Consider the following 25,487-nt stretch of genomic DNA (forward strand, 5'->3'; position numbering starts at 1 on the left):
ACGCCACGAATCGCAGATTTGAAAGTGAACAGGAAAGTCAATGAAATCAACGATCTACCAACACCACCTCCGCGCCAGTGCTAGCTTTTCGTACCGTCACTTATTGCACTGAAAACGAGGAGACCCCGACTTCTTGCATCAAGCGATTCCGCAAGTGGTGATGCCATGTTTGCGCTGCTGGATGCGAACAACTTCTACGTCTCGTGTGAGAAATGCTTTCAGCCAGCGCTGAGAGACAAGCCTGTCGTTGTGCTCTCAGCAAACGATGGTTGTGCCATCGCTCGATCCGAAGAAGCCAAGGCACTCGGCATCAAAATGGGTGAGCCGTATTTCAAGTTCAAGCACTTGGAGCTGACCCACGGACTTGTCACCCGGTCGGCTTGCTTCCCCCTCTACGCGGACTTGTCGAGCCGACTCATGTCAATCGCCTCAGGCATGGGTTGCGACGTCGAGCAGTACTCCATTGATGAGCAATTCATCGATCTGTCAGGCGTGCGTGAGATCACCCGCCGCGCGTGGGTCATCCGCGATCGGATCCATCGCGGTCTGGGGATTGCATGCGGCGTGGGCATCGGCCCCACAAAAACCCTGGCCAAGTTCGCCAACCACATCGCCAAAGCCTCAGAGCGCCGCCCCGGTAGCTACCCGGCACGCTTGCAGCGTGTCTGCAATCTCGCTGAGCTGTCGCCTCAGGAGCTCGCAGCAGCGCTTGAGGCGACCCCAGTGGGCGAGATCTGGGGTGTTGGCCCCCGCATCAGCGCTCAGCTCTACGATGCCGGGATCCTCAACGCCCTGCAGCTTTCGAAACTCGATCTCGGAACTGTACGCAGGCACTGGTCCGTCGTGATGGAGAGGACGGTACGCGAGCTCAACGGCGAGCCCTGCTTGACTCTTGAGAGTCAGCCAGAGCCCAAGCAGATGATTGCCTGCACGCGCTCATTTGGAAGCCCGGTGAGCGAGCTCGATCCGCTCATTGAGGCGGTCAGCGACTTCGCCAGTCGCGCAGCGCAGAAGCTGCGCCTTCAGGGCAGTGTCGCCGGTCAGATTCAGGTCTTTGCGCACACGAGCCGGTTTCGGCCCCCGCCGCACTTTCACCGCTCGATCGTCGTACCTCTGATACGGCCCACGGCAGATACAGGCCTGATCGTTGCCAGTGCAGTCCATGGCATCAAGCGAATCTACCGGGAAGGCTTTGAGCTCAAGAAAGCTGGTGTCATCCTCATGGATCTGAATGACAAGGCAGATCTGCAGCACGAGCTGGACCTTGGCGACGAGATCTGCGATCGCGGCAGCTTGTTTGCAGCCGTCGACAAGCTCAACCAACGATATGGCCGTGGCACCGTTCACATCGGATCCACCGGCCTACAGACAAACCGTGCGCCGTGGCAACAGCGCCAGGATCAGCGCAGTCCACGTTACTCAACGGTTCTCGCTGAAATCCCTGAGGTCAAGTGCTGACTATGTACCTGCACTACCGTTCATTTCGGCTGCGTAGGCTTTCGCGTGCTCTTCTAATCGAGCAAATTCGGCGTCGGTAATTTGCCTCCCAAGCAATTGGTCAACGTGTTCCCTAACAACCTGAATTCCCTCTTCCGCATCCCCAATAGTGGCGTGCAGATAGAGCATTCCCCAAAGCCGATGCCAAGCGCCATTTAGCCCAATCATGTGAACACCCAGCGCATAGCCGGTATCCGTTCTACCGATGGCGTCAGCAATGATCGACTCGATTGGCGGAGGGCCCTGTTCATTCGGCATCACTACTCCCGAATAGCTATTTACCTTTGATTTGAGGATCACGAGTCGACCATGTTGCATTTCGACGTTTCACACGCTCGCGAAGCCCAACGGAGAAGAAAACAACACAACCCAACATGGACATCAGAACAAAGAAATTCCGAAAGACCGCTGACTCGAAGTATGGGAACAACAGACCAAGAACCATCAAGCCGCTGCCAATGGCCTCGCCGTATTTTCTCCATGTAGTCATTTGGCTCCAACCGGCATAAACCATGAAGACCACAAACACCACCAACACCCAGTTGATCGCCCAAAAAATGAGATCGAATTTTTCCACGCAAGCCACCATCGTCCAGTAATCACGGGCCAATGCCACACTGTCATCGGCCCCTATCTATCCGAAGCATTGTGCGCCACTGCAAAATTCCGTGACGAGATATGACATCGCGAGTTGATGAATTGCAAGCCACCATCAATCGCTACATCTTCGCGGACTTTCGCGCACGATCGCCCGAGAAAAAACCCAGTCACATCCGAGGATGAAACTGGGTTTTGGGTTTCAGGCATCAAGTGCCCGAACAGAGAAGCCCATCAATCGACGAGCTCATCATCTTCTTCGTGATCACATTCATAGTGCTCAAGAAGATCTTCATCGTAGGCAACTACGTCAGAGGTATTTCCGCGCAGCAGACACAGCATCTCAGAGATACCGATCGGCGAACTCTCGATGCAGTAGTTGGCATACTTGGGTCGATCCGTGAACCAAAATTCACCGCTGAAGGTAACTACCAGTTCAGGATCCCTCAAGCGAGCCTCTTCTTCAAAGCCCGCTGGACCCCACAAAAGCGGTCCATCGCTGGATCGAACTTCCGAGAGCTGATTGGCAACACACAGAGCGTGCATTTGCTGCAGGCGATTGACGAATGCCGGATTGACTTTCATTGAGCAGTATGTCGGACTATCTCCACTGTCGCTCGTGGCATGAGCACCGACCACGAAAGTGCGATTCAGATACCTGTCATGAAAGTGCAGCGTCTCGAACGATGCAACAGCTCTCAAAACGGTGTCCGTGTAGACCCGCAGATCCTCTTCGCCAAGATCAACCCACGACAGATCGAAATCGAATCGTGAGGACTGGTCAGTGAAGGGGCCATCAGCAGATGCAGCTTCAACGCGCATCAGCATCAGTTGCTGGCCGTCGATTTCGAGATACCAGCCATCATCGTCTTGGACAACAATGATTCCGGGACCCTTGTCGAGCAGCTTTCGGGCGAGCTCGTTTTCGGCTTCACACAACTTCTGCCAGAGCGATCCAATCTCACCCGGAACGTGCGCCAGAACGAGATCATCTTTGATGCGCCTTCCTGCGAAGCCGCGATCGATGATCTGAACGGTGTCCGTGCCATCGTAGAAAGCGCTCCAGGTGTCGTCGTTGGCGTGAAAGCCTACGCGTCCATCTTGTCGCCAAGTGACGCGTTCGATGGTCACGTCCTGCCGAGCATCCGCAAATGCGATCACATCGCCCTCAGTGACTGCGTGCGCGGGGATCTGCTTGAGGTTTCGTGCTTGAGTTTCCATTTTTACACTCCTTGAAAATGTGCCATCGCCGGAATTGGCGGGTAGGCGGTCATGTGCAGTGAAGTGATCTGTTGCGCCCCGCTCTATGAGGGAGCGGCCAAGAAAAAACCCAGAATCATCCGAAGATGAAACTGGGTTTTGGTGATCGGCCATGAATGCCGACAACAGTGAAATGCCTGTGGACTAGAACACCTTGCTTCGGTATGCATCCAAGGCCGTCACGATCGATTCGAACAGAATGGATCCGTCATCATCCAGCTTGGTCAAAAGCGCCATGCTGATCGATTCAAGAGCATCCTTGTAGCCCATGTCATAGGGGTCACTTCCCGGCAAAGACTGCTCGAAAGTATCCAGAACCTCGCGAAGCCTTTCCCCTGCAGCAGCTCGTTTCTCGAAGGCCTGCACAATTTCTTGAGCAGTCAACGGTTTTTCAGCCTTTCTGGGGAATTGCAGAATCGGTCGATACGCACGGAAATGCGTGCCTTTCATCCACAAGGCAACGTACTCACCATGCGGATATCCAATAATCCCCGCGTAAAAATTGCCGCGAGCGACTTTCCCCTGATGCTCTTCGTTCCATCCAGACTGAATCAGCACTTCGCGAAGGTGATCCTCGAAATCACAGATGTCCTTGCTGAACACAGACAAGCGGATGTCGGAATTGCGTTTCGTCATGTTGAAGACTCCTTGAAAATGCGCCATCGCCGGAATTGGCGGGTAGGCGTGCATGTGCGGTATGTCATCGGTTGCGCCCTGCTCTACCGGCGATCAGGCAAGAAAAAACCCAGTTCATCCGAGGATGAAACTGGGTTATGGGGGGGGTGTCAGAGCTTCAATCGCCTGAACTCGAAGAGTCTTCGACGACTTGCCTGTCCATGTAATGCCCATTTCCAAGATCGTCGAGGACGCCGTTCAAGGTATCCCAGAGACGCGACACATCACAGTATGCATGCAGCTTTTCAAGCTGATGTTCCTTGTGGATGCCGCGATCTCGAAGGAGGCCGATGAAGGCATTCAGAATGCAAGCATCATCTTCATGTGGGCTTGTCTCACCGCAGTTGGGACAACGAAAGCGCATCAGAACTGGTGATTCCGATTCACTGATCATGCCGCAGTAGTCCGCCTTGCGAACCAGTTGGCGATCAACCTCGTCACGGTCATTCTCAATGGCCGATCCATCACTCAGGTGCACTGAAATATTGAAGTCATCCAGCACTTCAATGCCCTGGCGCTCGTGGAACTCATTGAGAACCGCGTTGGCTATCTCTTCTCGCTCCAGCTCAGTCACCAGCTCAAGATCCAGATGCCGGGTTGTGTGCACTTCAACAAGATAGATGCCCTCAATTCCAACATCGTCCGGATCCGTCGCTTCACCAATGACGCGAACGAAACAGCGGATAACCTCACCCTCATCCACCTTCTCAGCCTCATCAGGTATGCATTGCACATACCCATCACGCTCCAGTCGAGCGATCGCAAGATCGAGTGCACTGACCTTTGCCGATGCAAGGCCTTCGCAACGCAAAGAAACACCATCGAGCGTTTCAACTCGCCAGATCTTTTCTCCGGCATAGCGCCAGACAGTCCCGTAGCGCATTTCGCCAGTCTTGCTCTCCATACAGGAGACAGACTCGTAAAACTTCAGAGCATGCGTCTGGATATTGTTGGTCTGCCCCAGATCCACCCAGATCATCTGCGCGATGGCTTGGGTGCGTGTCAGCTTGGCTTCGTCACTGGGAACAGTCGCAGCCGTATTCTGTTGTTGCGTTTCCATTTTGATCACTCCTTGAAAATGCGCCTTCGCCGGAATTGGCGGGTAGGTGTGCATGTGCAAAAAGTGATCGGTTGCGTGCATCAGACGCACCGCGGATCATGAAATTGAATGACGTTGTTTGACGTCATCTAACGTCATTCGGTGTGATCGCACGTCATGGAGTTACCCCGCACGTCAATCGTTCTTCCAGTACAGGACACCATCATTGCAACGCCATCCCGTTTGAGGATCTGAAGAGGTGAACAAGCCCGTTTTCACTGGGTCACGTTTCTCCACCACTTTGCATTGATGGTCTGCCACGAACTTGTCCCATTCAACACGCGTGGCATCCTCTCGCGCACGGGCCTCCGATACGGTGTCCCTGGCAACCTTCGCCGTCTCTTCCACGTAGTCAGGAATGAACTTGGCAAGAAGGGTCGCACCACCAATGAACCCACCGAATGCCAGAGCAAGCTTCAAGAAGAATAGATTGCGGCCCTGCTTTGGATCATCCTTGCGAAACTGGCTTGAAATCATCGAAAGGCTCGTGGAGAAAGCCAACAGCATCCCCAAGCCCAGCACGATTCGCGAGCTCCATGAAGCTATATTGCTGGCCTCTTGCGGTGCTAAGCCAGCGAAAAACATCGCGAGCACGAAAGCACCAGTAATCACAGTACCGACAGTCACAATAGCTTGCATAACGACCTTTCTGACAGCTATCTTGCGAAATCATCGTTCCCAACAAGGGACTCAGTTGCGATGAACCAATAGCGGCCACGACCGCCAACGGCATGTCCATCACGTTCGGCCTCTCGGCGTGCAAACTTATTTGCCTGCGCTTTGCTTGCCGCGTGAATGCTGGGATAACGGATTCCGTCCATTTCATCCCATGCCGGGTACTCAAAATGCATCACAACATCGAATACCTTCAGGGGCTTGCAGAGTGGCATGAATGCGATTCCCAATGCCTGCTCAACCTCATGAAGGGTGCCCACGATTTCAGGCTTGTCATAGCCCTGCGTGAAGGCGTAAAACTTCCCGTTTCCAAGCGCCCCAATTCGCGGGTCAAGATGTGTCGTTTGCATCATGACTGAATTCTGTCGCTGACATCAGATTTCAGCAAACTGCGTGTGCAGCTTCGACACAGCGTGACGGCATTGGTATGAGCTATTCCTTGCTGAGTCTCAAATTGTGAATGCGACCTTGGGCCGCAAGTTGGCAAATCTGTTCGACGTCCACAAGTTCAGCCCGAGGAAGCATGACCTCCAGTTGGGTCAATCCGAAGTGGGTGAGGCGAACCGCTCGAATCTGTTTCCACTCCTTGCGCGACTTGGCATATTCAGCCGCATCAATGCCCACGATGGCACTCATGTAGCCATACAGGTACTGCTCTGCCCACAGCAAGGCCATGCGTGCCGTTTTACGCTGCTCTGGCGTGAACTTCGAAGGCTTGATCCCCTTCAGAGCATTGAGCTCAATGCACGCTTGTCGTGCTTCATCAGCATCCGGGCCTTCGCCATCGTAGGCTTGCACCATATCCTTACGATCCGAAATGGCGTAGGGAATGGAGCGCTTGAGGGCAGAACCAAGATACATGATGATTCTCACGCCCAGCGCGAGCGATAGATCCCGAGGATGCTGGTTGCTGTGAAGCCGACTTGCTGCAGCAGCAATCCATTGCGCTCCAACCCCAGCGCTAGGCCGATCATCGCAAAGTTGGCCAGAAGGAAAGCGACCCAGCCGAATTTCGATGCACGAGTGTTTGTCGCCAGCAGAAACGCTCCGAGCAAACCCAGACCGCATCCACTCCACTCAAGAGCGTTCAACATCGCATGTCCCATTTCAGAATCTCATTATTGGGGGTTGGCAAGTGCCGACTATTCGTGCTCACGCAAGGCCGTTAGCGATGCGTTCAGCACTTCAGCCGCCTCCGCATTCAGGTCGGCCTCTTTCTGATCGATCTGGAGGCCAGAAGGCATTTTTCGACTCTCCGCACAGTCGTTCAACACGTTGATCGCAAGGCGCAGTGCGTCAGCAAGGGTGAGGCTCCCGGATCTATCGGTCATGGTCATCCTCATGCAAGTGTTGATGTTGGTACGCCATCGCAGCACAGCTTCTCGTGAAGCCAGCGGGCATACTCGTTCGCACTGTGCAATTCGATGTCTCCACCTTTGCCATAACCCCAACGGATATGAAAGCGCAACACGGATTCCATGTAGCAAACGAGATTGCCAGTGGGGGTCACGGTAATTGAACGAGCAGGGCCGTCGAATGGCCGATGGAACGCACGATCCGAGGTCAACATGATGTCCGAGTTTCCCGATGAATCTTTGGCGACGTTCACCCACCCTCGCCTTTCAGGATTGCGCCAAAACTGCCACCATGCATGATTTGGCCGCACCTCATAGTCACCTGGGGGAAGCTCAGCAAGTCGTTTGTATAGGCTCATGGCCTCTGCACCTCAATCAATGATTCGATACATTGAATTTTGCGAGTTCGCAAGGTGCAAGGCAAATGACGTGTGCAACGTCGATATTTAGTTTCGACCTAGCTACTTTCCCCTTATTTCGCTACACAAGATGCTGTTGGCACGAGAAAAAGCAGAGCTTGCGCAAGGGCGCATACAGCAGCGCTGTAAGCGGCATATGAGTTCCAACGTGACTGCTCATTAAACGTGTCATGGAGGTCTATGCGTTCACCGTTCTTACCTTGAATAATGATGTCGCCATCCAATAAAGCGCCAACACCGGATGTTCTGCTGTCAGCAAGCACCTTGGCTCTAGCTGATTTGACCCAAAGAAATGCTGACGTTACAGCAGACAAAACAACCACCACAGTCAATACAAACTTCAAAATCTCCATGTCATTCCTCTACCTGCAATATTGACCTTGATACGCGATTGCAACTAATTCTGAGCCATGATCTTGCCTCATCCAAACAGCGTAAGGGTGACCGGAATCTCTGGATGATTCCGACAAGGCCAGTTTCACAACCGATGATTCGTTGTCAAGTCATTCTGAATTAGGTCACGAGGTAGAGATGCCCAAACTCAGCATCATCTTTCTCCTTTGCTCCAACCAGCATAGGCATCATCCAGATCAGCTTACGCAAGGAGCGCCCCTGCCCGTGCACCTGGTTGCGCCAGTGACCCCTGCGCCAGTGTGCCGCCATGCCGCCAACAGTCGTCCCGGCCAAGTTCAAGCGATCTCGCTGTTCTGCAATGCGCTTTCCACAAATGTGGACAGGAACATAGCCCAAGGCAGATAGCTTGGAACGTGCACGAGCTTGTTCCTTCCCCACGCCGGAGACCGCCTTCTTCAGCAAAGCATCAGGCGTGCCAGCAGGCCAAGCAGTATCAATGTCGTCTGGGTAGGCGGCGACGTAGCACAGCGCATTGACGACCAACTGGATAGCGGCCTTGTAGACCGGAAAACGGAGACGCGTTACGTCCTCGCGGACACCAGCCATTTGGGGGCCAATATCTACCAGATCCAGATCCTTCGGAATCTCGTGCCCTGTAGCCGCCGCCTCGGCTTGAACCTCCTTGGTGATATTTCCTCCCGCCCTTTCCTTGGCCTTCCCGATTGCGGCCAGTCGCTCCGCCAGTACGGTGTCTATGGCCGTGGCCAGGTCCATGGTTCGGAACTCGCCCACGAAGTCCTGACTGAACTCCGGTTCGGGCCGGACGAACCATTTTTCAGAATCCGCGTGGTCCTTTGGCATGGCGGTTACGGTGATGCGCAGGTCTCCCACCTCACCCCGTTGTTCGACGTAGGCACCGTCCACCAGCCATCCTGGCTCAAGCTCCAGTTCAGGCTGCGGGCCGAAGTGAACATATTGTGAGGCGTATGGCATTCGGATCGTGTTTAACGGAATGTCGTCAATGTCGGTCTTCGACAGCATCTCCGTGAGACTTGGCGGAAAGTCCATGATTTGCCTTCCGGCCTGCACAAATCGGCCATACGCAGTGCACAGAGTCTGCTCGGCGTCGACGATGAGCGACGGTCCTGGACCATCAAGCGTCAGGCGCCGGGGGTGGTTCATTGCTTTGGCATTGAGTTCCCGCACGACATGCCCCATGGATTCGTTGAGTTGATCAATGGTCATGAATCCTGTCCGAGGATCTACTCTTTGCCGGAACATCTTGCCAATCGTCTCTGCATAGGTTCGGTTGGCCTTGTAGCGCTCAGGGTGGTAGCGGTACATCGGTGGTTCGGCTCGTTCATTTGATATCGGCGCACATTCGTAGAAGGCCAGGTCAAACTGATCGGCCACAAGAACGTAGGCCATCACAGGATCTTCGACGGATTGGGTCCATCGATCCCACACGACGCGTCCGGCCCGCCGATCTTGCCAACCTAGTTCCATGGTTACCTCCGGACCGTGGTTGGTGACCTTCAGATAGTCTAGATAGTCGTTCATCCCCTTCAAAAACGTATGAAGGTTTTCCAACGACTCCACCACCTTGAGGAACAAAGCATCTTGCTCTTCGGTAGCGTCCCAATTAAATTGCCCTTGACGCTGATCGTCACCACCGTGAATATCCAACGATGGGTCTATCTCAAAGAGGGCAGCGTATGCCTTTCCGAGTGCAGCCACCTTTTGCGGGCTAGTCTGGATCAGACGGGTGTACGCCTTCAAGTCAGGGTTGTACCGTCTGCCAAAGAGGGTTTTTACACTTTCCATTTTGAGTATTCATATGTTCATTTGGATGCGGCGCGACGATAGCGGGCTATAGCCCTTTTGTCGGCGTTACGCTGTTCACGCATTCGAGTAGCTGATGCAAAAACCTCCCAGTCTTCTTTCGCTGCTGGAGTGAAAGATACGGCCCACTTCAGAAAGCTGCTCACTGTGCAACTGCCGTGTGCTTTTTGTGCCGCCCGGAGGCTCACACTTGTGGTTCTCCAGATGACGATAGGCTGCTTGCCCGATATTGCGCTAACGCTGATAACAATCCGCGCCTCACCTTGTTCAGATTGATAGACGTTGCCAGACTCTATGTCGTCCCGGTGGAGCATTTTGTTCCTTTGTCAGTCAAAGTACGGGACTAGTGGCGCATTCAGCCGCTGGTAGAGAGGATGAACTGGAGAGCCGTTCTTGTTCTTTCCAAAGCAGACAACTTTCGACGGGTCACAGACCTCGCGCAGGATCTTTGCGACATCGGGACCACGGCCTGACTTGTGGCCTGGATTTCCCCAGCTCACCACGACAATGCGGGCTTGCGATGCAATGCGTCGAATCCAATCATCGTTCTCGGGCAGGTTCACCATGCCTTCCTTGGTCAGATCATTCGAGTACGTGCCGCGAATCGACATGACGTTCAGTTGATAGTACGCCCCAACACCCCAGTGATCGCGGGCTCTTTTGCACATACCGTCTACGGTGTTGTCGCTAACGTCTTCTGCAGCACCGGATGGGTTCATACTAATACCGCAAGCATAGTCATCAATGTCGCCCCAATAGCGGAACAGGGTGAGGCGATGGGTACGGTCGGAGTTGAAGATCGTGCGCTCGGCCACGATGGGATCAACGAAAAGACTGGGTGGCGGTGCCGCTGATCCAATTTCAGCAGTAGCGTATTTGGGCATGCTTTCCTATCAGATATCGCAATGTTTCGCAACGGGTCCGCGTGATCGGCCACGAAGAAACAGTGGTATCACGCTGCCGTAGATGACGAAAATGATCGTTGCCAACGACACCAACGTCATGGGCAACCACGACCGCCATAACGTCCAATAACTTGGCGGCTCGGCTGGCGGCTTGATGGTCAAACTCACTTTCGAGAGGTCTTTCAAATTCGACGTAGCGCCACCCTCCTTCAAGAGAATCCAGTCACGCGACCATGCGCGTTGCAGTGATCCAACTTCTGTTAGCCCGTTGTCGTGTTGAACTTGCACATTGGTTGTCGGATTGTTTTGGCTTTGCCAAATGTCGCCGTATGTGATCGCTGCGCCAATGGAAAAGTACCAGATTAACAATGCAAGGATAATTCGGATCATGTCTTCAAGTTTTCTCGATAGTGGGCATTGCGACAAACCGACAAGCACTCATGTGATTATCGCGTGTGCGATAGGATCAAATTCATTTAGATTCAGATCAATGATGGCGTCATCCGATAGCAGCATGCGCAGATCGGTGTTTTCAAGCGTGAGCGATTTCGCGGCCTTTAAATCAACTTTGCTTCGGATTTTTGATCAAAAGCGCACGACGCATCGACTCTGCGACCACCTCATCAAGAATGGTTCCGCAAAGCCCTGCTAGTGAGACACCCAATGCATCGCACTGTGCATCCAAATATACGCGTGTCTCACCAGATACCACTACTGGGAACCTTGAATCACCGGATATTTTGGACTGAATCCTCGCTTTGGATGATGCGCCCGTGAGCACATCAACAATAGACATTGGGCCGGTATCAAATGCCATGAATTTCCTCGATTAGCTTGAAGTCCCTTTGGCAACACTGGTTCAGAGCGCTCAAAACTCGCTACTTTCCTAACATTGCCTGGCTGCAGCCCAAGCAGCCACCCAGACCGCTTTCATTTCATTCCCAGCAGGATCATTCCAATCTCGCTGATACGTTTGTTCGAACGCAGCTTGCATAGCGTGTGCATCAGCCTGCTTCGCTACTTCCAGGGCATTCTCAGATCGGGTGATCTCTTCGCGCATACGCTGTTGGTTTTCCTCGCGGCGACGCTCTTGAGCGCCGCTACCTTCAGAACGTTCACTATCCTGACGAAGCTCGTCCAAATACATTGCATTTGCATTGTTCAATGCTTCTTGGGCAGTTTTAATAGCTTCACTCATAATATTCCTATATTTTTGAATTAACCTTTTAGCGATCTTGCTAGCTCTTTAGCCCCGTCACTCACATTTAATCTTGGATTCGCAGTACAGAATTTAGGCCAGCCTTAAGATCGGCCAGGAGTCGCATCCCTAGCAAGATCCCGTTCATATTCACCCGCGAAAAGCCAGCCTATCTAGACCAAAATCAAAGTCGGCTGCACCATCATGGTGATCCACTCTTCACATATACGGAAGAAGCGGGCGCATCTTCACTCTAGGATATAGCTCTTTCAGTGCGTCCAAGGTGAGTGGTTTACCACTCGAAGTTAGTTCTTTAAAGGCGTACTTCACACCGCTATAAACCCGCTCTACTGGATCAGTTGGATACTCAACCAATAACTGCTTTACCGCTTCATTCAACAGATCGCCTGCTGCATTCGCTACTTGATTCATGGTCTTTCCTTCGATTCAAATTTCGTAGATCAGGTAGTCCGTCTCGGAGAGCTTGACGATCCGCACCAGCATGTCATTGACACGCTTCGCTGTAGCCTCAGACTGGGCCACCGACTTTGCATTTACACCAGTGACCCGACCGCCAAGGCTGTACACACGTACATCAATTGTTCGTTGGCCTCGCTTCATTTTCTTTCCTATCTGTCGCGTGTAATGGCACGATAAATGGCCCATCCAGAAAATGCGGATGCAAAAGCGATGATGCCAACCCGAATCCATGGAGCATCCAACCCATCTGGCAGGTGCCCGAGCATCTGGTACTCAAAGTAAAAAAGGAATCCGAGACAAGTAACGAGAATCAATGCCGCGAAGACGCTTGAAAAGTCGAAACTCCGTTTCCTTTTGGTGTTTCGGAACACCTTCAGGTCTTCAGTGACCGACCCCGTCGTGTTTGGCCTATGCATGATTTCTTTCCTAGTTGTTTGATTGTTAATTTTTTGTAGGCTGTCCATGCGTCAGCCGCCACACCTGTATTGCCAGCTCGGGCCATCCAGTCTTTGCGCTGCTCATCATTCAACCCTTTCCACCAAGCAATTTCAATGCCCTCATCTGCCGTTTGTGATGACCCGGCAATTACGTCCAACTCACGTATCGTTGCAAGCAACATGGGATGGTCTCAGCGCACTTTTTGACGGGTTGTCAAACGCATTCGATGCATTCGCAGATTCAATGAACACAGCGGTTGGGGATTGGACTTTCGGATGCTCCATGGTCATTCCTCTCAAATCCACGTTTCAACGATTCTGGGATCATCCTGCGGCGAGCGTTGCAGACAGGTCAGTCCCTGCGGCAACTTTGCCCGAAGACCGTCCAGCGTCTTGTCCAGCAGAAGTTCGTTAGTCGGCTGATCCATCAGCCACTTGCGAGCAACGAATCGCCCCGGAAGATCAATCGGGCTGTCGTAGATGGTCCATAGCTCAAGCATGCCGCTTTCCTCTCATTCGCGAGTATTGATTTCGAGCACCTTCTTGATCAGCGCTCGAACGGGTTTGTCGCAATCTGCACAGCGCGGATCGCTCTCAGCAGCTACTAAATACAAGCCCATATCCTGGCCCACTCCGTCCCATGTATAGGTCTGCTTGGCAGTGAGCACGACTCTCGTGGTATAGCCTGAAATCCCACCACAGTGGGGACACTTCGAGATGGGATACACCGGCTGCATGTAGCTACTTACCTTCGTTAAGCACCCTCTGCATCAAGCAGAGAGCGATGACACTGGCAGCACACATACTTGCAGCGCCATTCGCTGAATTGATGCAGCCGATTACCCTTGCAGTCGGCGCAATACTTGACAAAGATAGCCATACCTATTCTCATAGTTCGGGGTTGCATACGTCGCACGGGATGCCACGTTTGGCCTCAGTGACGTTCTCGAAAATGAGGAAGTCACTCTCAACTCCGCAGCGGCTGCACGTCATCTTGCAGAGCGGCTTTCCAAAGTCCTTCGGATCTCCAAATGACACCTGCCCCGCATCACTCACATGCATGAGAATGCGTGGTTTTGCACGCTTTGGACGCGTTTCTGGGAAAAGGTCAACGAGCACGATCCTTTCCTCTACTTCTTAGCCAAGCTCGCCTGCTCGGCTTGATGAATTGCTAAAGCTTCCGCGAAGACTGCTTCGTCAAAGAAAAATTGGTCGGAATGGAGATCGGCTACTTTTCGCTGCGCTTCATCGATTTGAGCATCCAGTCGCGAACACTTTCTCAAATTGCTCAACGCCTTCTTCAGTTCAGCGGATGGCATGACTTTTTTCTAATTGAGTTTTGGCACTTCAGATTGACTCAGATTTTCAAGCGAAAACTCTTGCTTTCCAATGACCTCGTCCACCTTTTCCAAAGCAAGGCCTGCATCAATCAGTTGTTGGCGCAGACCCGCTACGCGACGCTCAAACGCGGCACGCGCTTGCGTCACTCCGTCGATGATGAACTGGGCATTGAAGTCATCTGCCAAGTCATAAAACTGGACGTTTGCTACGCACTTATCGAACCATGCATACCGGATTGCCACTTCCTGCAGTGCAATCGTCCCATGCGCCTGACGCACGCCACGCTCACTCAGATAAACGGTTCCCTGAATGTTCTGAAAACGATGTTTGTAGAGCACTCGCTGAATGTCGGCGTAAGCGTTTCGCCAACTTGAGTTGTGATAATTTGCTTCCAGCGACTTGGTGTCCAGGTCGAAAACAATAAGACAGCGGTCCATGAAATTCCTCGATTCGTTGATTGAATTTTAGTGTGCACGCACACCACGTCAAGAGGTTTTTTGCAGAGGCCCAAATACTTTTTCCGCGTGAGCGAGAAGCTCAGGGCCGAAACCGCGATACCGAGCGGTTCCAGGAGTGCAGAAGTACCCCTTCCAAGTCGATTCTGAAAGGGGTCTAACCTTGATGGCATGATTGAAAAGCGCAAGCGCTGCTGGCTGCGTGAGGCCTGCGCCCATGACCAGCACGCGCAGACGTTCGTTATTCGAGGACGATACAGTGTTCATGCACACCATTTTAGTGAGCCTATATGGCCCTCGCAACAATGTCGGACAGACACTGGATTTTCTTCATGATGACAGGTGGATCAACCTCAAATCAACCAGAAACGACACCATCCGAGATCAGGTAAGGCCGTTCACGCACCGCTCCACCAAGCACCCTTGCAGCGCGAATCCAGATCAGCTTGCGCTGGGTCAGTCCTGCCCCAAAGGCTTGCCGACGCCAGTGCGCCCTGCGCATATGTGGCGATGGACTATCGCTGATACCTCCGACACTCGCCTCCACTTGCATTGCACGTTCAAACACACTACCGACCCGTTTGATGAGGGTGAATCCACTACTTCGCGCCTTGGATAGGTTGCGCTCAAGAGCCTTACCTTGTGATCGTTCAATCCTCTCGCGAAACCCAGGAGGGAATCCATCCTGATAATCATCTTCAATGTCATCCGGGTACCGGCTGACATAAAGCAGCGCGTTGGCGACCATGCGAACGCACTCAAGGACCACCGGAATGTTCTCCAGATGAAGGCGACGATCTTCGTCCCGAGTTGCCCAGGACTCCAGAATTCTTACTCTCTCAGCCTCATCAAATTTCGATAGGTCTGAGAATTTTTCGTCATTGAGTGGGTCGCGCCCCTGTGCCTCAAGATGTTGTTTTGCGCCCTCTAGAAGCGGCATATCCATTTGGCGGGAGCCAAAGTGAAAGGTGAATGTCTCCATGCCACGCTCACCCCAATGTGAAGGCGACTGCACAAGACTGCCAACCAAGGTAAGACTCACAGACTTTCCGTCCTTGTGACTCTTCTCGGATAGTAAAACCCCTTCAAGCCGAGTACGTCCACCGTTAAAAACCAAACCAACATCTGTTCCGATATGGATGTAGGAGTCCTCAAATGGAAACTGCAGGTCACGTGCTGTGGCGTCACCAAGCTCAGAGTGAAGGAACGCCTCTTTCAAGGCTGGAGCAATATGGAAAACGACCTGACCGCCCCTAAAGAAGTCTGCGAGTGCCGTTGACAACCAAGACTCATTCATGCAACAGGAGTGTACAAGTTGGTCAAGTTTTGGGTCCGCCTTGATCATCTCTCGATCACCAAATGCCTGTCGCGTTCTAGCTAGGGTCAGTTGAACGAGGGAACTCCAGTTACGAGCTCTATCAGGCAGGCGCAAAAACTCCGCTATGTATGGCCTATTTTTATGTGCCCTGTAAGGAAAGTACCCAGCCTCAAGCATGTCAGTGCTTTCCTTCACTTGCCGTACTCGGCCTGCTCGCGGGCCTGAACGTTCAGGTCTGCAATGGCGTCATCCGATAACAGGATGCGCAGGTCGGTATTCCCGATCAGCACATAGGTGTCGTCGATCTCGCTGCAACCAGCTTCTTCAAGCAGCTTGCGAGCGGCCTTCGTGAGCTTCTTCGGCTTCGCCATCTTTGTGATTCCCTATCAAGAGTCCGAAGGCTCATACGTAATTTGTGTCGGCGGTCTTTGGTCGTCGAACACTGCAAACAAGTCAACATCCTTCAAACGGTACTGCCCACCTGGGCCACCATGCACGCAGTAATCCCCTGCAAACCCAATGCTGATGGGAAATAGTGCGTCGTTTTCGCCTTGACCGTAGTACTTCGACGACTTCCGAATGCGCCCCAGCAGTCGCTGGCCGTCTTGCATAAGCGCTGTTTGGCGAGCCTCAATTTCGGCAAACTGTTCTCGCATAAGCTCCGTATCGACTTTGCGGAATGGGGTGGACTTCTGATTCATGGTCAGTGCATTCCTTGATTGGTTAATTGGCTTGCTGGAGATGCACTGGCAGGATGTCAGGGTCGATCTCACTCCACTGCCAAAACTCCTGAGATGGCACACCACCGGGATTGCCATCTCTGTCACAGAAGAAGTCCAGGCCCGCGCCCTCATCATCAACTGCGAGAACCTCGCCTTGTTGGCCTCCCCTTCCCAAGTATTCAGCGCGAACTGTCAGCATGTCGCCACGCTTGATGGCAGCGGCCCAAGCTGGGCGTCCGGTTGTTGCTTCGCTCATGACTTTCCTTGGTGATTTAGGCCTGCTTCGGCATTTCAATGCCCAGTGAACGCATTGCTGATAGCAAGTCAGGATCAATCTCATCAATCGTGACTGAGGTAACGAGTGCACCATCACCAGTCCCATCATCCCAGGCAACCTTTCTCACACACTCCGCAACGTCAGCGTTTGTGTACGCGCCAATTACACGCGCACCAACGCCGATGCTAGTGGCGACAATATGAAGCTTCTTCATCTGCTTTCCTCTCAAACAGGCACGATGTCGAAGGAATCTGCCATCTCATAAGCAACGTATGATTCGCACTCATCCAGCGTGCCCAAAAAATACGTGTCTCCGCTATAGCGCCCTACCACTTTGTGTGTCTTCATCTGCTTTGCATCATTTGGTGGACGGTGGCACGGCCCGCATGACTTGCTTGCTGACACGATATTGCGTTCCGCTTTTCGTCGTCAGCACATGGGTGTAGGTGTACCCACCGCTGTAAAACGAGGTGGGTATTTCCTCCACTGAACCACCGGCACTGAGAGCCCGTAGAACTTGGTCAACGCCCGCCGATTTCAAGTCGTAGTGCATAGCTGGTTTCCGATCATTTATTGAGCAAGTACGCAAGCGCAGCATCAGCCAGCGAATCACCGTACTCGACTTTCAACAAGCCCTTGCCTTCAAGCTCGCGGCCAATGTCCGCCAGCTTGTTAGACAAAGGGATCGCGTGCTTTGCTGTCATGAGCAGCATTGCGGTTTCCCGCACTTTTGAAGCAAACTCGTCAGATGGCCCAAAAGTGTCCACTGGCGAGCGCTCCACACAGTCTTGCGCGGACTGCAGGGCAAGCAGCTTGTTCAAATGTTCAATGCCATGCTGCACTTGCTTGTCTATGTCCTGCATGTCTTTCCTCTCAGAGGTTTTTCGCTGCCTGGCGGATGCGCTGTGCAGCAGCCTTTGCTGAATCGCCAACAGCTGACCAGTCGTGGTGCCACCATTCAATCACTTCTGCCGCCGCTTTCACAGAAGTAGCTGCACATACTCGGCGCACTTCGCTGGCGACTTCAATCCACCAGTCGGCACCCTCTGCATCAGTCGTCGTGGAGTCGATAGCGGCGCGGTAAACCCGCTTAGCCTTGTCCAAGGTCATTTCAGTCATCGGGTTGGTCTCTCTCCGAATCGGCAATCGCTGCAATCGCCGCGTCGGCTGCAACCAGGTAGTCTTGCCAGCGGTACTCGTTTCCGCCAGCGTCGCCAATGTGGTCAGGGTTCTCATGGCATGCTGTGCAGATGGCCCGCGCCACCGAAATACGCTTCGCTGATTGAACTGTCATTGCGTCTCTCTCATTGATCAGGTCGTGATACCGTACCGCTCCGACAGCTCGGCAATGCGGTGCTCGCGCTGCACTTCCAGTGCATGGGATTCAGACGTAGCCAGCTCAGGGCGCGTGGCGACGGAAGCGCAATATCGCTCGCTCTGGCGCACCAGCCCGACCAGCTCGCTCAGTTCCTGCTGAATGTTCTCGAAAACCATTTGATTTCCTATGATTTCTAAGCTGTAGTCAGTGTTCGACTTGACGCTAAAACTTCGTCGGATCAGATACGACGGACTCGCTGAAGGAAATCGACGTCTTTGCGAGGCCCATGCCTGCAGTTGCGATCTGACTCTCAATGCTCCCTAACAGATCACCTTTGTAGAACGAAGTAATCTCAACATTTGTTGCACGGAGCATTTCTGGCGTAAGCTTTTCAGCCACCTTCTCAGCATCGCCCTTCAAAGCTTTCAAGTTAGTCCCAGTTGGCACAACGAACTGGAAATTGCGGTCTTGGTAAATATCTACTTTCATACTTTCCTTTAAGGGGTATATCCCGGTTTATGAATCGGATCGTCTGGATGCCCACCACAAGCGCCACACCAAAACACGCCCTCTAAGGGTTGATCCATGGGGATCAACTGATGGCCGATCATCTCCCGTTCTTCGTTGTAGTGAAGTGGATTCAGCGAAGCCAATGGAGGGTCAAAAACTTGCTTTTTCGCGGGCATCTTGCTCACCCTTCGTTACTGAGCAACGGAGGCCTCTGCTCGCTGATCGGAAGAGAGCGAGCAGATTCAATATCAGCATGATTTATCGACAACATGATGTTGTCACCGTAATGGAAAGCATGGAAATTCGGACTCTCCCATTCATCGCGCCCAAAGGGCATCGCATCAACAATGACCCCTTTCTCGGTGACCGCTGGCAGAACGGCACGGAGCTGCTTGAGTACAGAGCGCCCCTGCGCCTTGCGTCTATTGCGTGTGTAGAACTCTATGCGCTTCGCAATGCGGCCTCGCGGTTTGTTCTTAGACATACTGTTTCCCTTGCACCGTTGGAATGGACAGCAAATCAAGCACTGCTTGATTCGGAGCTGGTGCCACAATCAGTTGGCCCGCCCCCTCTTTCACCGCAATCTGCAGCACCTGCGCCCAGGCTTCCGGCGACAGTTTGAGCACCAGCACTTCACCGTTGATTTCGATGTGTGCAGCTTGCCTTGTAATTATCTGGCTCACTTTTCTGGTTTCCTTTACCTCGTCTTCAATGCTTGCTTGCTGACTTTGGCCGCTGCACGACGCAAGCGCTTTGCCACCTCGCGGTATGCCGCGACTTGCGCACCACCATCGGGCTCCGGCCATTCTTCATTCTCCAAAAAATCGGCTGCGCACTCGTATGCATAGACGATATCGCCCGCCTTCGGCTTTGGTGGTTTTTTTGGAGCTTCGGGCATCTGCTTTCCTTGATTACGTTGTGCAAACGGATGGCAACCCGACCAACCGCAACATCTCATCCTGGCCATCGCCATCGCGCAGCGGTCGGAGGTCATGGTCATCCCACATGACCTCAATATCTTGCCCCGTCTCAGCTCGCCAGAAATGTGGCGGATCAACCTGCCACGCCAGTCCCCAATTCGTGATGCGCAAAGCCAGCACAGTCACGATCCGGCCAAGACATTCGGGATCGTTGTCGGCTCGCACAATCACAGCCCGATCACCTACCTTGCATCGCATAGCTGCTTTCCTTTCAGGCCACGGCCTGTTGCTGATTTCTGGCCTGCATCGGCAACGACTTACCCTGCTGATACTCCGCGCCCCAATGCGCAAACGCATCGCGCCAAGTCCAGGCCGCAGTGCCATGAGTCGTATTGCCGCACTCTTGATGGATAGCGAAAGTTTTCTTCCAGCCGACACGCACCATCAGCGCAGCCTCTCCATCCTTGAGTACCCGGTTGCAGCATCTGCAGCGGTGGTGATGACCACGACGATCTGCCTTGTATGCCACCTCCCAAAATGCTGCGTTAGCTTGCATGGTCTGCTTTCCTTGATCTCATGTCGGCTCAAGAGCCGCCCTAAATTTTTGCCGCAGCTCTTCAATGTCGTCATCAGACAGATCGCTGCCATTCCTCTTACTCTCACGAATGTGTAAGGCAAGCTGCAGTTCTACCTGCTCACGCTCTGCTCGATATAGATCCGCCAAGTCAATGAACACTTCCCCAGCAGCCTCGCGTTTTGTCATTGCGTTCTGACAGCGCACGCACTCATCTTCAATGAAGAGGTCACTGCCCCACCCGTGACGGGGCCACGTTCCACAGAGCGCGGTGCGACGTTTCCACCCATCGTAGTTCTCACCTCTTTTGAGTGCTATCGCGTGCAGCTTCCAGCCACGCTGCCCAGCGTCATAACCTGTACCTGGATGACGCGGATTGGGTGCTGTCACCATCCATTTAAAGGTCGTTGCACTCATGACATTCCTGTCTTCCTATCTTTTCAGCCTACAAGTCCATCCACTTGAAACGGGAATCTCAACGTAAAGCGATGAGCTTCCGCCTTTTCAATAATCTCCACTTCGGCATATCGATCTTCAACTTTGAATGATCCACCATTTCTCTCTGCCCACTTGTTGCGAGCAACCTTGTCATAGACGAACAGTGATCTATCCCCGGTTGTGAATGCGCCAATTCTTGTAGATGGGCATTTGTCCAGATGCGCTTGCAGCGCCTGTAGCCACGCCAATTCTTCTTTTGTGAGCTGCTTCGCTGCCATGCTGCTTTCCTTTCACTTTTCATGCGTAGTTTTCAGCGTAAAAACGGGATGCAAAATTTCTCGCCTGCCAGCGCTATCGCATGCTTTGATGTAGCCCTTCTGCTCAAAGAGTTTCGATCCCCGCGCAGCAGCAAGAACTGCTGCAATCTTGTTCAACGGATGCACAAGCCGGCCTCCAGATTTTCGATAGGCTGCAAGCAACAAATCTGGATCACCTGCCCATGCACGCTTTGCGCCTTCATCGAGCATGGTCTGCTTTAACCCCTCTGCAATGGTCAGTCGGTCTGTCATGCTCAGCTACATTCCTTCAATTCTTCGATTTAGTCCCAGCAATCACCTTCAATAAAACGCAACACCAAATTGCCTGCACGGCCATCGATGCCGTTGCGTTACCAAGCGATCCGTGCTTGTAATCAGTTGTGATATCGAGAAGAGTCACCATCAGCAATGCAGGGGATGTAAAGACAAGCAAAAAGACTATCGAGGCTAGAGCCTCTTTTGCATCCCACTGAGTTGATCTTTTGCGAAGTGCTTTACATATATGCTTTCTCATTTGGCCTCATCCTTGACAGACTTCCACACAGGCCACCACGCCATAGCCAATCGAAATGCCAAGAAAGCGAAACACCAAACAAGGACGAATAGGTCACCCCCGCCTTCCGTGTTAGGAAATAATGTAGATAACGCCTCTACAACGCCTACCGCACGAAGGAGGCTTAGCATGAGTAAGGTAAGGAAAAATGCCAGCACAGATCTGAAAGACGCAGCTTTGATTAAAGGCTTGGACTTTGCACGTTGCATGAATTCTTTCCTCTATCTTTTGAATGCAGCCCAGTCAGGCTTCTCTGTGAGCATCGTCAAGCCCTGCAGCACGTTCACGATGTCTTGAAGCCGGAACCACTGGTCGAGTGGTCGATCCTTGTCCGCCTCCGTCGCAATCCCTTCGTTTTCCAGCGCGGTACGTGCAGCCTTCAAAGCGCGCGGAATTCCCACTGCGGCGGTTACGGCGGGAGTGATCAGCTGCTGGTAGCGAGCTTCGAAAGCCCTGAATTCTGAGTCGTCGTGGAGGATGGGACCCATCGGGGTATATCCGAGTATGTCATTGCAAACCGCCAAGAATGGGTCCTCTGCCATCTCACTTGCAATCCTTGCGTGAGTCTCCAGAATTCTCGCATCTGTAAATTTCATCGTCTTTCCTTTCAACCCAAACGACACTCGCCATCAAGAGACTTGCTGATGACGCCTAATCGCAGGAGAGACTCCACCGTTGCAGGGTGGACAGATCGGGTGGTGAAGTTGTCCTGTAAGCGGAACAGCCCAGTGTCAAGGTGGTGTCGAAGCTTCGCGCCAGCACGCAGCTTCGCGACAAGCAGTTCCTGAGGGGCACTGAGCTTCATTGCGTAGCTTTCCATCGTTATTCAGCGACGAGGTTGCCAGCAACCTCTTTGCATTGATCCGCGAGTCTCTTCAACTCATTCAAATTGAACTCATCCACATCAGCCCATTCGGCAGACATGACTTCGATTTTCTTCTGCAGCGATTTCAGGCTACGGCGCTGCGCACCAGCAAGTTGTTTTGGTGTTTGAGACATACCAATGCTCCTTCAGTTGGCCCAGCAAGAACCCGTATCGCGCATACGGCGTGCCGCCTCAGGCAGGTCTTTTTCACCGAACATTTCGGTGTGCATTTTGAAAGCGGCTTGAAGTAACGGCTCCATCCAGTGCCACATCTTCACAACGCGGCCTGCGTTCGTCTGCAGCGTGCAAACGAGCGATTCTTGACCCACTTCGTGCTCAGCCCAGCGAATCAACTTGGTTGCAATCGCAGGGGCGATCACGCAATCCTTCAAGCACGGCGTCTCGCTGCCATGTTTTCGATGCTCTGGCTGGATAGCCACCGCTTGAAAGCTCGCAAGAAAACGATCAGTCTTGGTGCGTGGAATCGTTGTTGGTGTAGTCATTGATCAGCACCCCATCCGCATCTCAGCTTGGCGCTCAGCAGCAGAGATTCGCCGAAACTCAGTTTCCTCGCGCTGCTCGCGCAGGAACGCAACGTAGGCGCGGCGCTCCGCACGCGGCATGGCCGACCAGTCGGGCACCTTCACGCTGCCCCGACCGCCGCACTCCACGCATGGCACGTCGTAGTCGCCGCGCATGTAGCGCTGCTGCGCATTCATCTCGCCTTCGTTGTCCCAGTCATGGGCCATTTCCTGCCATTCAGAAGACGTGATGCCATTTGCGAACGCTGGGTGATCCACCCTGCCCTCTCCACGACAGCAATCGCAGATTTGCCACTTTTTGTGGGGAGTGTTGAATGTTGTCATGGTGTCCACCCTTCAGTGCATTGCGCGAATCGTTGGAACCAACGGTTCAGCATCCTCTTCGCTCAGTCGGATGTGGGCACGTACCCAGCGCTTGAACTCATACTCACTCAGCGGATCATCCTTCGTGATGGTGTTGGAGTACCAGTGGCAGGAACCAAAGCCTTCAAGATGATCGAGCACAAAATCCGTGGTGATGAAGCACTCAGCACCTTCGATCAGACTTGGCTGGTGCTTGCGCATGAACGCCTCAGCCTTCTCGCTGCTGTGCGCAGCTACCAGATGCGTCTTCAGCTCACGGCGGTCATCTTCCAGCTTCTGCCACGCATAGACCGTGAAGATGGCTGGCTGGGATTCCTGTGCGGTGGTATTCATGATTTCAGCTCAAAGAGTGATTCGATGGCTGAATTATTTAGTGTACTTGTACACCATGTCAAGCATCTTTTCGCAAGGAACTGAAAACTTTCTCAGCATGGATCAAAAGTTCGTCCGTAAACCGGCGATGACGAGCAGTTCCAGGAGTGCAGAAATAGCTTTTCCATGCTGATTCAGACAAAGGACGGACCTTGATACCGCGATTGAAAAGCGCGAGCGCTGCGGGCTGCGTCAGGCCAGCGCCTGTCACAAGCTCGCGCAAGCGCTCATTGTTTACGTTATTTTTCGTGTTCATGTACACCATTCTAATGAGGCTCAGCGTGAATTCGCGGAAATTGAATTCACAGACCCAAAATGCGACCGATATCGCTTTCAGTCCATGCATCTCTACTTCTGACAATCTGAGGCTTCAGATACCTGAGAAACCCTGCAAGGTCAGGAACTCGGTAAAAGGGCTCACCGGCAACAACGTATCCAACACTTCTCGGCCAAGTTTCATCCCAACCTTCGAACAGATTCGGCCAGGGCCTGTACCTGTACTGCTGTAGATAGGACAGGTACAGAACCCACTTGGAGCCGTCCTGCAGCTCGTGGCAAAAGAAGGTGCTGCCAGGGTCGCGGTCGTCAGCCCAGAGTTGAGGCACTGCTGGCCTACGCATCCCGCCTTGGGCTGCGATTTTTGCCTGCATCATCGCGAGGCGGTGTCTCATGTTTTCAGCAACTTTCGCGTGCTCCTCGCGCTGTTTGGCAAGACTCTCCTGCCGCAACCGCTCACGTTCCTGCTCTTCATTGAATTCGTGTTTAAGCAGTTCAATGAACGCTTCAGTGTTCTCCAAAAGCTGCTTTCGCTCCTGTTCCGTCAGGCGTCGGCCACCGGCTGATGGGGAATAGTTGGGCATGTACTTCGGTCGGCCCAAGCTCCACTCATGGCCGTAAAGCGACTTGAAGCATTCACGCCCTAACAGAGTGAATTGACCAGCACTGCGAACGACGAAAATCGCCGCGTAGGCCGAGTGCCCGCACCCTTCCCTCTGGCACCTTATTTTTTGGCTTTCCTGCAGGCTCAGAACAGCGTAGAGATACGCATCCCCACTGGATTGATCCGCCATCACACGGCCCTCGCAACAATGTCAGCAAGCCGAACCGGATCACCCTCCACCAGTCGTTTGGTGGTGCTGACGCTCTTGTGGCCCAAGATCGCAGCGATATGCACCAAGTCACGCCCCTGGCGATGCTGCTTGACAGCAAAGGTCCGTCTCGCAGACTGGGCACTGCCACCCTCGATGCCCGCGTTTGAGTGGAGTTTTGTGATGTATGCACCAAGCGTGTTGCAGGAATAGCTCAGCACGCCCGATGGTAGCGATCTTCTGGTCAGCGCATAGGGTTGCCCTGCTTCGGTCAAGAAAATCGCTCCAGCGGGGTCTAGGCCACGATACGCTCCCTTCTTGACTGTGGCTCCGTGCTTCTGCTGCAACCGCCATTCGAGGTAGACATCAAGCGCAGCCACCACGCGCTTGTTTGACCAGTACAGGGGGCGCTCTTCGCCGTTGTGAGCTACATCCACGCGCACGGCACTTTCTCGCTTCACCGAACCATCAGCGTTCAAGTAGTTTGAGATGGTGATTGAGGCAAGCTCGGTGATCCCAAGCGCCGTGCCGTACAGCGTGAGCAGCAGCGCTGTGTCGCGCTCCGGTACGCGGCTACATGCCGCCGTCGCCTTCAGCATGTGTTCAAGCTGCTTGTCCTCCACCACCTGCGGTTTTGCCATCTTGCAATTCCTCCACGACATTGAATTACAGAGATACTACCGCCAATTCCCCGGACAAAGAGGCCGCGCTGCTCAGCACA

Annotated in this window: 49 protein-coding genes; 1 reads left to right on the plus strand and 48 read right to left on the minus strand. The window is 53.2% G+C overall.

Annotation, left to right across the window (positions count from 1 at the left end; genetic code table 11):
* The first annotated feature begins 165 nt into the window (after positions 1–165).
* A complete protein-coding gene (locus ISG32_RS26455; protein WP_194774010.1) occupies positions 166–1,458 on the plus strand; it encodes a Y-family DNA polymerase in 1,293 nt (430 codons plus the stop codon).
* On the opposite strand, the gene ISG32_RS26460 is transcribed toward ISG32_RS26455, so the two are convergent.
* The 48 genes from ISG32_RS26460 to ISG32_RS26695 form a co-directional block, all read right to left on the minus strand.
* Positions 1,459–1,755: a hypothetical protein gene (locus tag ISG32_RS26460; RefSeq protein WP_194774011.1), complete on the minus strand. Its 297-nt coding sequence runs from the start codon at positions 1,753–1,755 to the stop codon at positions 1,459–1,461. It lies immediately after the preceding gene.
* Positions 1,756–1,771: 16 nt separating this feature from the next.
* A complete protein-coding gene (locus ISG32_RS26465) occupies positions 1,772–2,107 on the minus strand; it encodes a hypothetical protein (protein ID WP_194774012.1) in 336 nt (111 codons plus the stop codon).
* A 221-nt stretch (positions 2,108–2,328) separates the two neighbouring features.
* A complete protein-coding gene (locus ISG32_RS26470; protein WP_194774013.1) occupies positions 2,329–3,315 on the minus strand; it encodes a hypothetical protein in 987 nt (328 codons plus the stop codon).
* 183 nt (positions 3,316–3,498) lie between these two features.
* A complete protein-coding gene (locus tag ISG32_RS26475; protein WP_194774014.1) occupies positions 3,499–4,044 on the minus strand; it encodes a hypothetical protein in 546 nt (181 codons plus the stop codon).
* 103 nt (positions 4,045–4,147) lie between these two features.
* On the minus strand, positions 4,148–5,170 hold the full coding sequence (locus tag ISG32_RS26480) for a hypothetical protein (RefSeq protein WP_194774015.1): 1,023 nt from the start codon (positions 5,168–5,170) through the stop codon (positions 4,148–4,150).
* 93 nt (positions 5,171–5,263) lie between these two features.
* Positions 5,264–5,767: a hypothetical protein gene (locus ISG32_RS26485; protein ID WP_194774016.1), complete on the minus strand. Its 504-nt coding sequence runs from the start codon at positions 5,765–5,767 to the stop codon at positions 5,264–5,266.
* 17 nt (positions 5,768–5,784) lie between these two features.
* On the minus strand, positions 5,785–6,156 hold the full coding sequence (locus ISG32_RS26490) for a hypothetical protein (protein ID WP_194774017.1): 372 nt from the start codon (positions 6,154–6,156) through the stop codon (positions 5,785–5,787).
* A 79-nt stretch (positions 6,157–6,235) separates the two neighbouring features.
* A complete protein-coding gene (locus ISG32_RS26495; RefSeq protein ID WP_194774018.1) occupies positions 6,236–6,664 on the minus strand; it encodes a hypothetical protein in 429 nt (142 codons plus the stop codon).
* Between the two features lie 8 nt (positions 6,665–6,672).
* Entirely contained in the window at positions 6,673–6,909 is a 237-nt protein-coding gene (locus tag ISG32_RS26500; protein WP_228530143.1) for a hypothetical protein, read from the minus strand.
* 36 nt (positions 6,910–6,945) lie between these two features.
* The gene (locus tag ISG32_RS26505; RefSeq protein WP_194774019.1) at positions 6,946–7,134 is read right to left on the minus strand and encodes a hypothetical protein; all 189 of its coding nucleotides are present in this window, start codon (positions 7,132–7,134) and stop codon (positions 6,946–6,948) included.
* A gap of 8 nt (positions 7,135–7,142) precedes the next feature.
* Positions 7,143–7,517, minus strand: coding sequence for a hypothetical protein (locus ISG32_RS26510; RefSeq protein ID WP_194774020.1), 375 nt, complete (start codon positions 7,515–7,517; stop codon positions 7,143–7,145).
* 113 nt (positions 7,518–7,630) lie between these two features.
* On the minus strand, positions 7,631–7,930 hold the full coding sequence (locus ISG32_RS26515) for a hypothetical protein (protein WP_194774021.1): 300 nt from the start codon (positions 7,928–7,930) through the stop codon (positions 7,631–7,633).
* A gap of 160 nt (positions 7,931–8,090) precedes the next feature.
* On the minus strand, positions 8,091–9,755 hold the full coding sequence (locus ISG32_RS26520; protein WP_194774022.1) for a hypothetical protein: 1,665 nt from the start codon (positions 9,753–9,755) through the stop codon (positions 8,091–8,093).
* 344 nt (positions 9,756–10,099) lie between these two features.
* Positions 10,100–10,657, minus strand: a complete 558-nt coding sequence (locus tag ISG32_RS26525; protein WP_194774023.1) for a DUF1643 domain-containing protein — start codon at positions 10,655–10,657, stop codon at positions 10,100–10,102.
* A gap of 9 nt (positions 10,658–10,666) precedes the next feature.
* On the minus strand, positions 10,667–11,068 hold the full coding sequence (locus tag ISG32_RS26530; protein WP_194774024.1) for a hypothetical protein: 402 nt from the start codon (positions 11,066–11,068) through the stop codon (positions 10,667–10,669).
* 172 nt (positions 11,069–11,240) lie between these two features.
* Positions 11,241–11,495 (minus strand): hypothetical protein, encoded by a 255-nt coding sequence (locus ISG32_RS26535; protein ID WP_194774025.1) that lies wholly within the window; start codon positions 11,493–11,495, stop codon positions 11,241–11,243.
* 69 nt (positions 11,496–11,564) lie between these two features.
* Positions 11,565–11,876: a hypothetical protein gene (locus tag ISG32_RS26540; protein WP_194774026.1), complete on the minus strand. Its 312-nt coding sequence runs from the start codon at positions 11,874–11,876 to the stop codon at positions 11,565–11,567.
* Positions 11,877–12,095: 219 nt separating this feature from the next.
* On the minus strand, positions 12,096–12,308 hold the full coding sequence (locus tag ISG32_RS26545) for a hypothetical protein (protein WP_194774027.1): 213 nt from the start codon (positions 12,306–12,308) through the stop codon (positions 12,096–12,098).
* A 15-nt stretch (positions 12,309–12,323) separates the two neighbouring features.
* Positions 12,324–12,497: a hypothetical protein gene (locus tag ISG32_RS26550; RefSeq protein ID WP_194774028.1), complete on the minus strand. Its 174-nt coding sequence runs from the start codon at positions 12,495–12,497 to the stop codon at positions 12,324–12,326.
* A gap of 232 nt (positions 12,498–12,729) precedes the next feature.
* Positions 12,730–12,975 carry a hypothetical protein gene (locus tag ISG32_RS26555; protein WP_194774029.1) on the minus strand — a complete coding sequence of 82 codons (246 nt, stop codon included), beginning with the start codon at positions 12,973–12,975 and terminating at the stop codon, positions 12,730–12,732.
* Between the two features lie 114 nt (positions 12,976–13,089).
* Positions 13,090–13,293: a hypothetical protein gene (locus ISG32_RS26560; protein WP_194774030.1), complete on the minus strand. Its 204-nt coding sequence runs from the start codon at positions 13,291–13,293 to the stop codon at positions 13,090–13,092.
* Positions 13,294–13,923: 630 nt separating this feature from the next.
* Positions 13,924–14,112, minus strand: coding sequence for a hypothetical protein (locus tag ISG32_RS26565; protein ID WP_194774031.1), 189 nt, complete (start codon positions 14,110–14,112; stop codon positions 13,924–13,926).
* Positions 14,113–14,121: 9 nt separating this feature from the next.
* Positions 14,122–14,571, minus strand: a complete 450-nt coding sequence (locus ISG32_RS26570) for a virulence factor (protein WP_194774032.1) — start codon at positions 14,569–14,571, stop codon at positions 14,122–14,124.
* A gap of 376 nt (positions 14,572–14,947) precedes the next feature.
* Positions 14,948–15,871: a hypothetical protein gene (locus ISG32_RS26575; protein ID WP_194774033.1), complete on the minus strand. Its 924-nt coding sequence runs from the start codon at positions 15,869–15,871 to the stop codon at positions 14,948–14,950.
* A 227-nt stretch (positions 15,872–16,098) separates the two neighbouring features.
* A complete protein-coding gene (locus ISG32_RS26580; RefSeq protein WP_194774034.1) occupies positions 16,099–16,278 on the minus strand; it encodes a hypothetical protein in 180 nt (59 codons plus the stop codon).
* A gap of 15 nt (positions 16,279–16,293) precedes the next feature.
* Entirely contained in the window at positions 16,294–16,608 is a 315-nt protein-coding gene (locus ISG32_RS26585) for a hypothetical protein (protein ID WP_228530144.1), read from the minus strand.
* A gap of 22 nt (positions 16,609–16,630) precedes the next feature.
* Positions 16,631–16,885: a hypothetical protein gene (locus ISG32_RS26590; RefSeq protein ID WP_194774035.1), complete on the minus strand. Its 255-nt coding sequence runs from the start codon at positions 16,883–16,885 to the stop codon at positions 16,631–16,633.
* Positions 16,886–16,901: 16 nt separating this feature from the next.
* A complete protein-coding gene (locus ISG32_RS26595; protein WP_194774036.1) occupies positions 16,902–17,120 on the minus strand; it encodes a hypothetical protein in 219 nt (72 codons plus the stop codon).
* A 144-nt stretch (positions 17,121–17,264) separates the two neighbouring features.
* The gene (locus ISG32_RS26600) at positions 17,265–17,459 is read right to left on the minus strand and encodes a hypothetical protein (protein ID WP_194774037.1); all 195 of its coding nucleotides are present in this window, start codon (positions 17,457–17,459) and stop codon (positions 17,265–17,267) included.
* A 13-nt stretch (positions 17,460–17,472) separates the two neighbouring features.
* Positions 17,473–17,769: a hypothetical protein gene (locus ISG32_RS26605; RefSeq protein WP_194774038.1), complete on the minus strand. Its 297-nt coding sequence runs from the start codon at positions 17,767–17,769 to the stop codon at positions 17,473–17,475.
* Positions 17,770–17,779: 10 nt separating this feature from the next.
* The gene (locus ISG32_RS26610) at positions 17,780–18,142 is read right to left on the minus strand and encodes a hypothetical protein (RefSeq protein WP_228530145.1); all 363 of its coding nucleotides are present in this window, start codon (positions 18,140–18,142) and stop codon (positions 17,780–17,782) included.
* A gap of 75 nt (positions 18,143–18,217) precedes the next feature.
* On the minus strand, positions 18,218–18,400 hold the full coding sequence (locus ISG32_RS26615) for a hypothetical protein (RefSeq protein WP_194774039.1): 183 nt from the start codon (positions 18,398–18,400) through the stop codon (positions 18,218–18,220).
* A 46-nt stretch (positions 18,401–18,446) separates the two neighbouring features.
* A complete protein-coding gene (locus ISG32_RS26620) occupies positions 18,447–18,713 on the minus strand; it encodes a hypothetical protein (protein WP_194774040.1) in 267 nt (88 codons plus the stop codon).
* 202 nt (positions 18,714–18,915) lie between these two features.
* Positions 18,916–19,218, minus strand: a complete 303-nt coding sequence (locus ISG32_RS26625) for a hypothetical protein (protein ID WP_194774041.1) — start codon at positions 19,216–19,218, stop codon at positions 18,916–18,918.
* Positions 19,211–19,417, minus strand: a complete 207-nt coding sequence (locus ISG32_RS26630; RefSeq protein ID WP_194774042.1) for a hypothetical protein — start codon at positions 19,415–19,417, stop codon at positions 19,211–19,213. Before ISG32_RS26630 ends, ISG32_RS26625 begins: the two co-directional genes overlap by 8 nt.
* A gap of 14 nt (positions 19,418–19,431) precedes the next feature.
* On the minus strand, positions 19,432–19,734 hold the full coding sequence (locus ISG32_RS26635) for a hypothetical protein (protein WP_194774043.1): 303 nt from the start codon (positions 19,732–19,734) through the stop codon (positions 19,432–19,434).
* A 191-nt stretch (positions 19,735–19,925) separates the two neighbouring features.
* Positions 19,926–20,210, minus strand: coding sequence for a hypothetical protein (locus ISG32_RS26640; protein ID WP_194774044.1), 285 nt, complete (start codon positions 20,208–20,210; stop codon positions 19,926–19,928).
* 18 nt (positions 20,211–20,228) lie between these two features.
* Complete coding sequence (locus ISG32_RS26645) at positions 20,229–20,645, minus strand: hypothetical protein (RefSeq protein WP_194774045.1); 417 nt, start codon at positions 20,643–20,645, stop codon at positions 20,229–20,231.
* A 23-nt stretch (positions 20,646–20,668) separates the two neighbouring features.
* Positions 20,669–20,944, minus strand: a complete 276-nt coding sequence (locus tag ISG32_RS26650; RefSeq protein WP_194774046.1) for a hypothetical protein — start codon at positions 20,942–20,944, stop codon at positions 20,669–20,671.
* A 12-nt stretch (positions 20,945–20,956) separates the two neighbouring features.
* Positions 20,957–21,235 (minus strand): hypothetical protein, encoded by a 279-nt coding sequence (locus ISG32_RS26655; protein WP_194774047.1) that lies wholly within the window; start codon positions 21,233–21,235, stop codon positions 20,957–20,959.
* Positions 21,236–21,757: 522 nt separating this feature from the next.
* Positions 21,758–22,132, minus strand: coding sequence for a hypothetical protein (locus ISG32_RS26660; RefSeq protein ID WP_194774048.1), 375 nt, complete (start codon positions 22,130–22,132; stop codon positions 21,758–21,760).
* Positions 22,133–22,358: 226 nt separating this feature from the next.
* Positions 22,359–22,535: a hypothetical protein gene (locus ISG32_RS26665; protein WP_194774049.1), complete on the minus strand. Its 177-nt coding sequence runs from the start codon at positions 22,533–22,535 to the stop codon at positions 22,359–22,361.
* Between the two features lie 12 nt (positions 22,536–22,547).
* Entirely contained in the window at positions 22,548–22,904 is a 357-nt protein-coding gene (locus ISG32_RS26670; protein ID WP_194774050.1) for a hypothetical protein, read from the minus strand.
* Between the two features lie 3 nt (positions 22,905–22,907).
* Entirely contained in the window at positions 22,908–23,267 is a 360-nt protein-coding gene (locus ISG32_RS26675; protein WP_194774051.1) for a hypothetical protein, read from the minus strand.
* A gap of 12 nt (positions 23,268–23,279) precedes the next feature.
* Positions 23,280–23,639, minus strand: a complete 360-nt coding sequence (locus tag ISG32_RS26680; RefSeq protein WP_194774052.1) for a hypothetical protein — start codon at positions 23,637–23,639, stop codon at positions 23,280–23,282.
* A gap of 58 nt (positions 23,640–23,697) precedes the next feature.
* Complete coding sequence (locus tag ISG32_RS26685; protein ID WP_194774053.1) at positions 23,698–23,934, minus strand: hypothetical protein; 237 nt, start codon at positions 23,932–23,934, stop codon at positions 23,698–23,700.
* A gap of 46 nt (positions 23,935–23,980) precedes the next feature.
* Complete coding sequence (locus ISG32_RS26690; RefSeq protein WP_194774054.1) at positions 23,981–24,748, minus strand: hypothetical protein; 768 nt, start codon at positions 24,746–24,748, stop codon at positions 23,981–23,983.
* Complete coding sequence (locus ISG32_RS26695; protein ID WP_194774055.1) at positions 24,748–25,407, minus strand: tyrosine-type recombinase/integrase; 660 nt, start codon at positions 25,405–25,407, stop codon at positions 24,748–24,750. Before ISG32_RS26695 ends, ISG32_RS26690 begins: the two co-directional genes overlap by 1 nt.
* Positions 25,408–25,487: the final 80 nt, after the last annotated feature.

The sequence above is a fragment of the Diaphorobacter caeni genome (genome assembly GCF_015354245.1).
Lineage (GTDB): Bacteria > Pseudomonadota > Gammaproteobacteria > Burkholderiales > Burkholderiaceae_C > Diaphorobacter_A > Diaphorobacter_A caeni.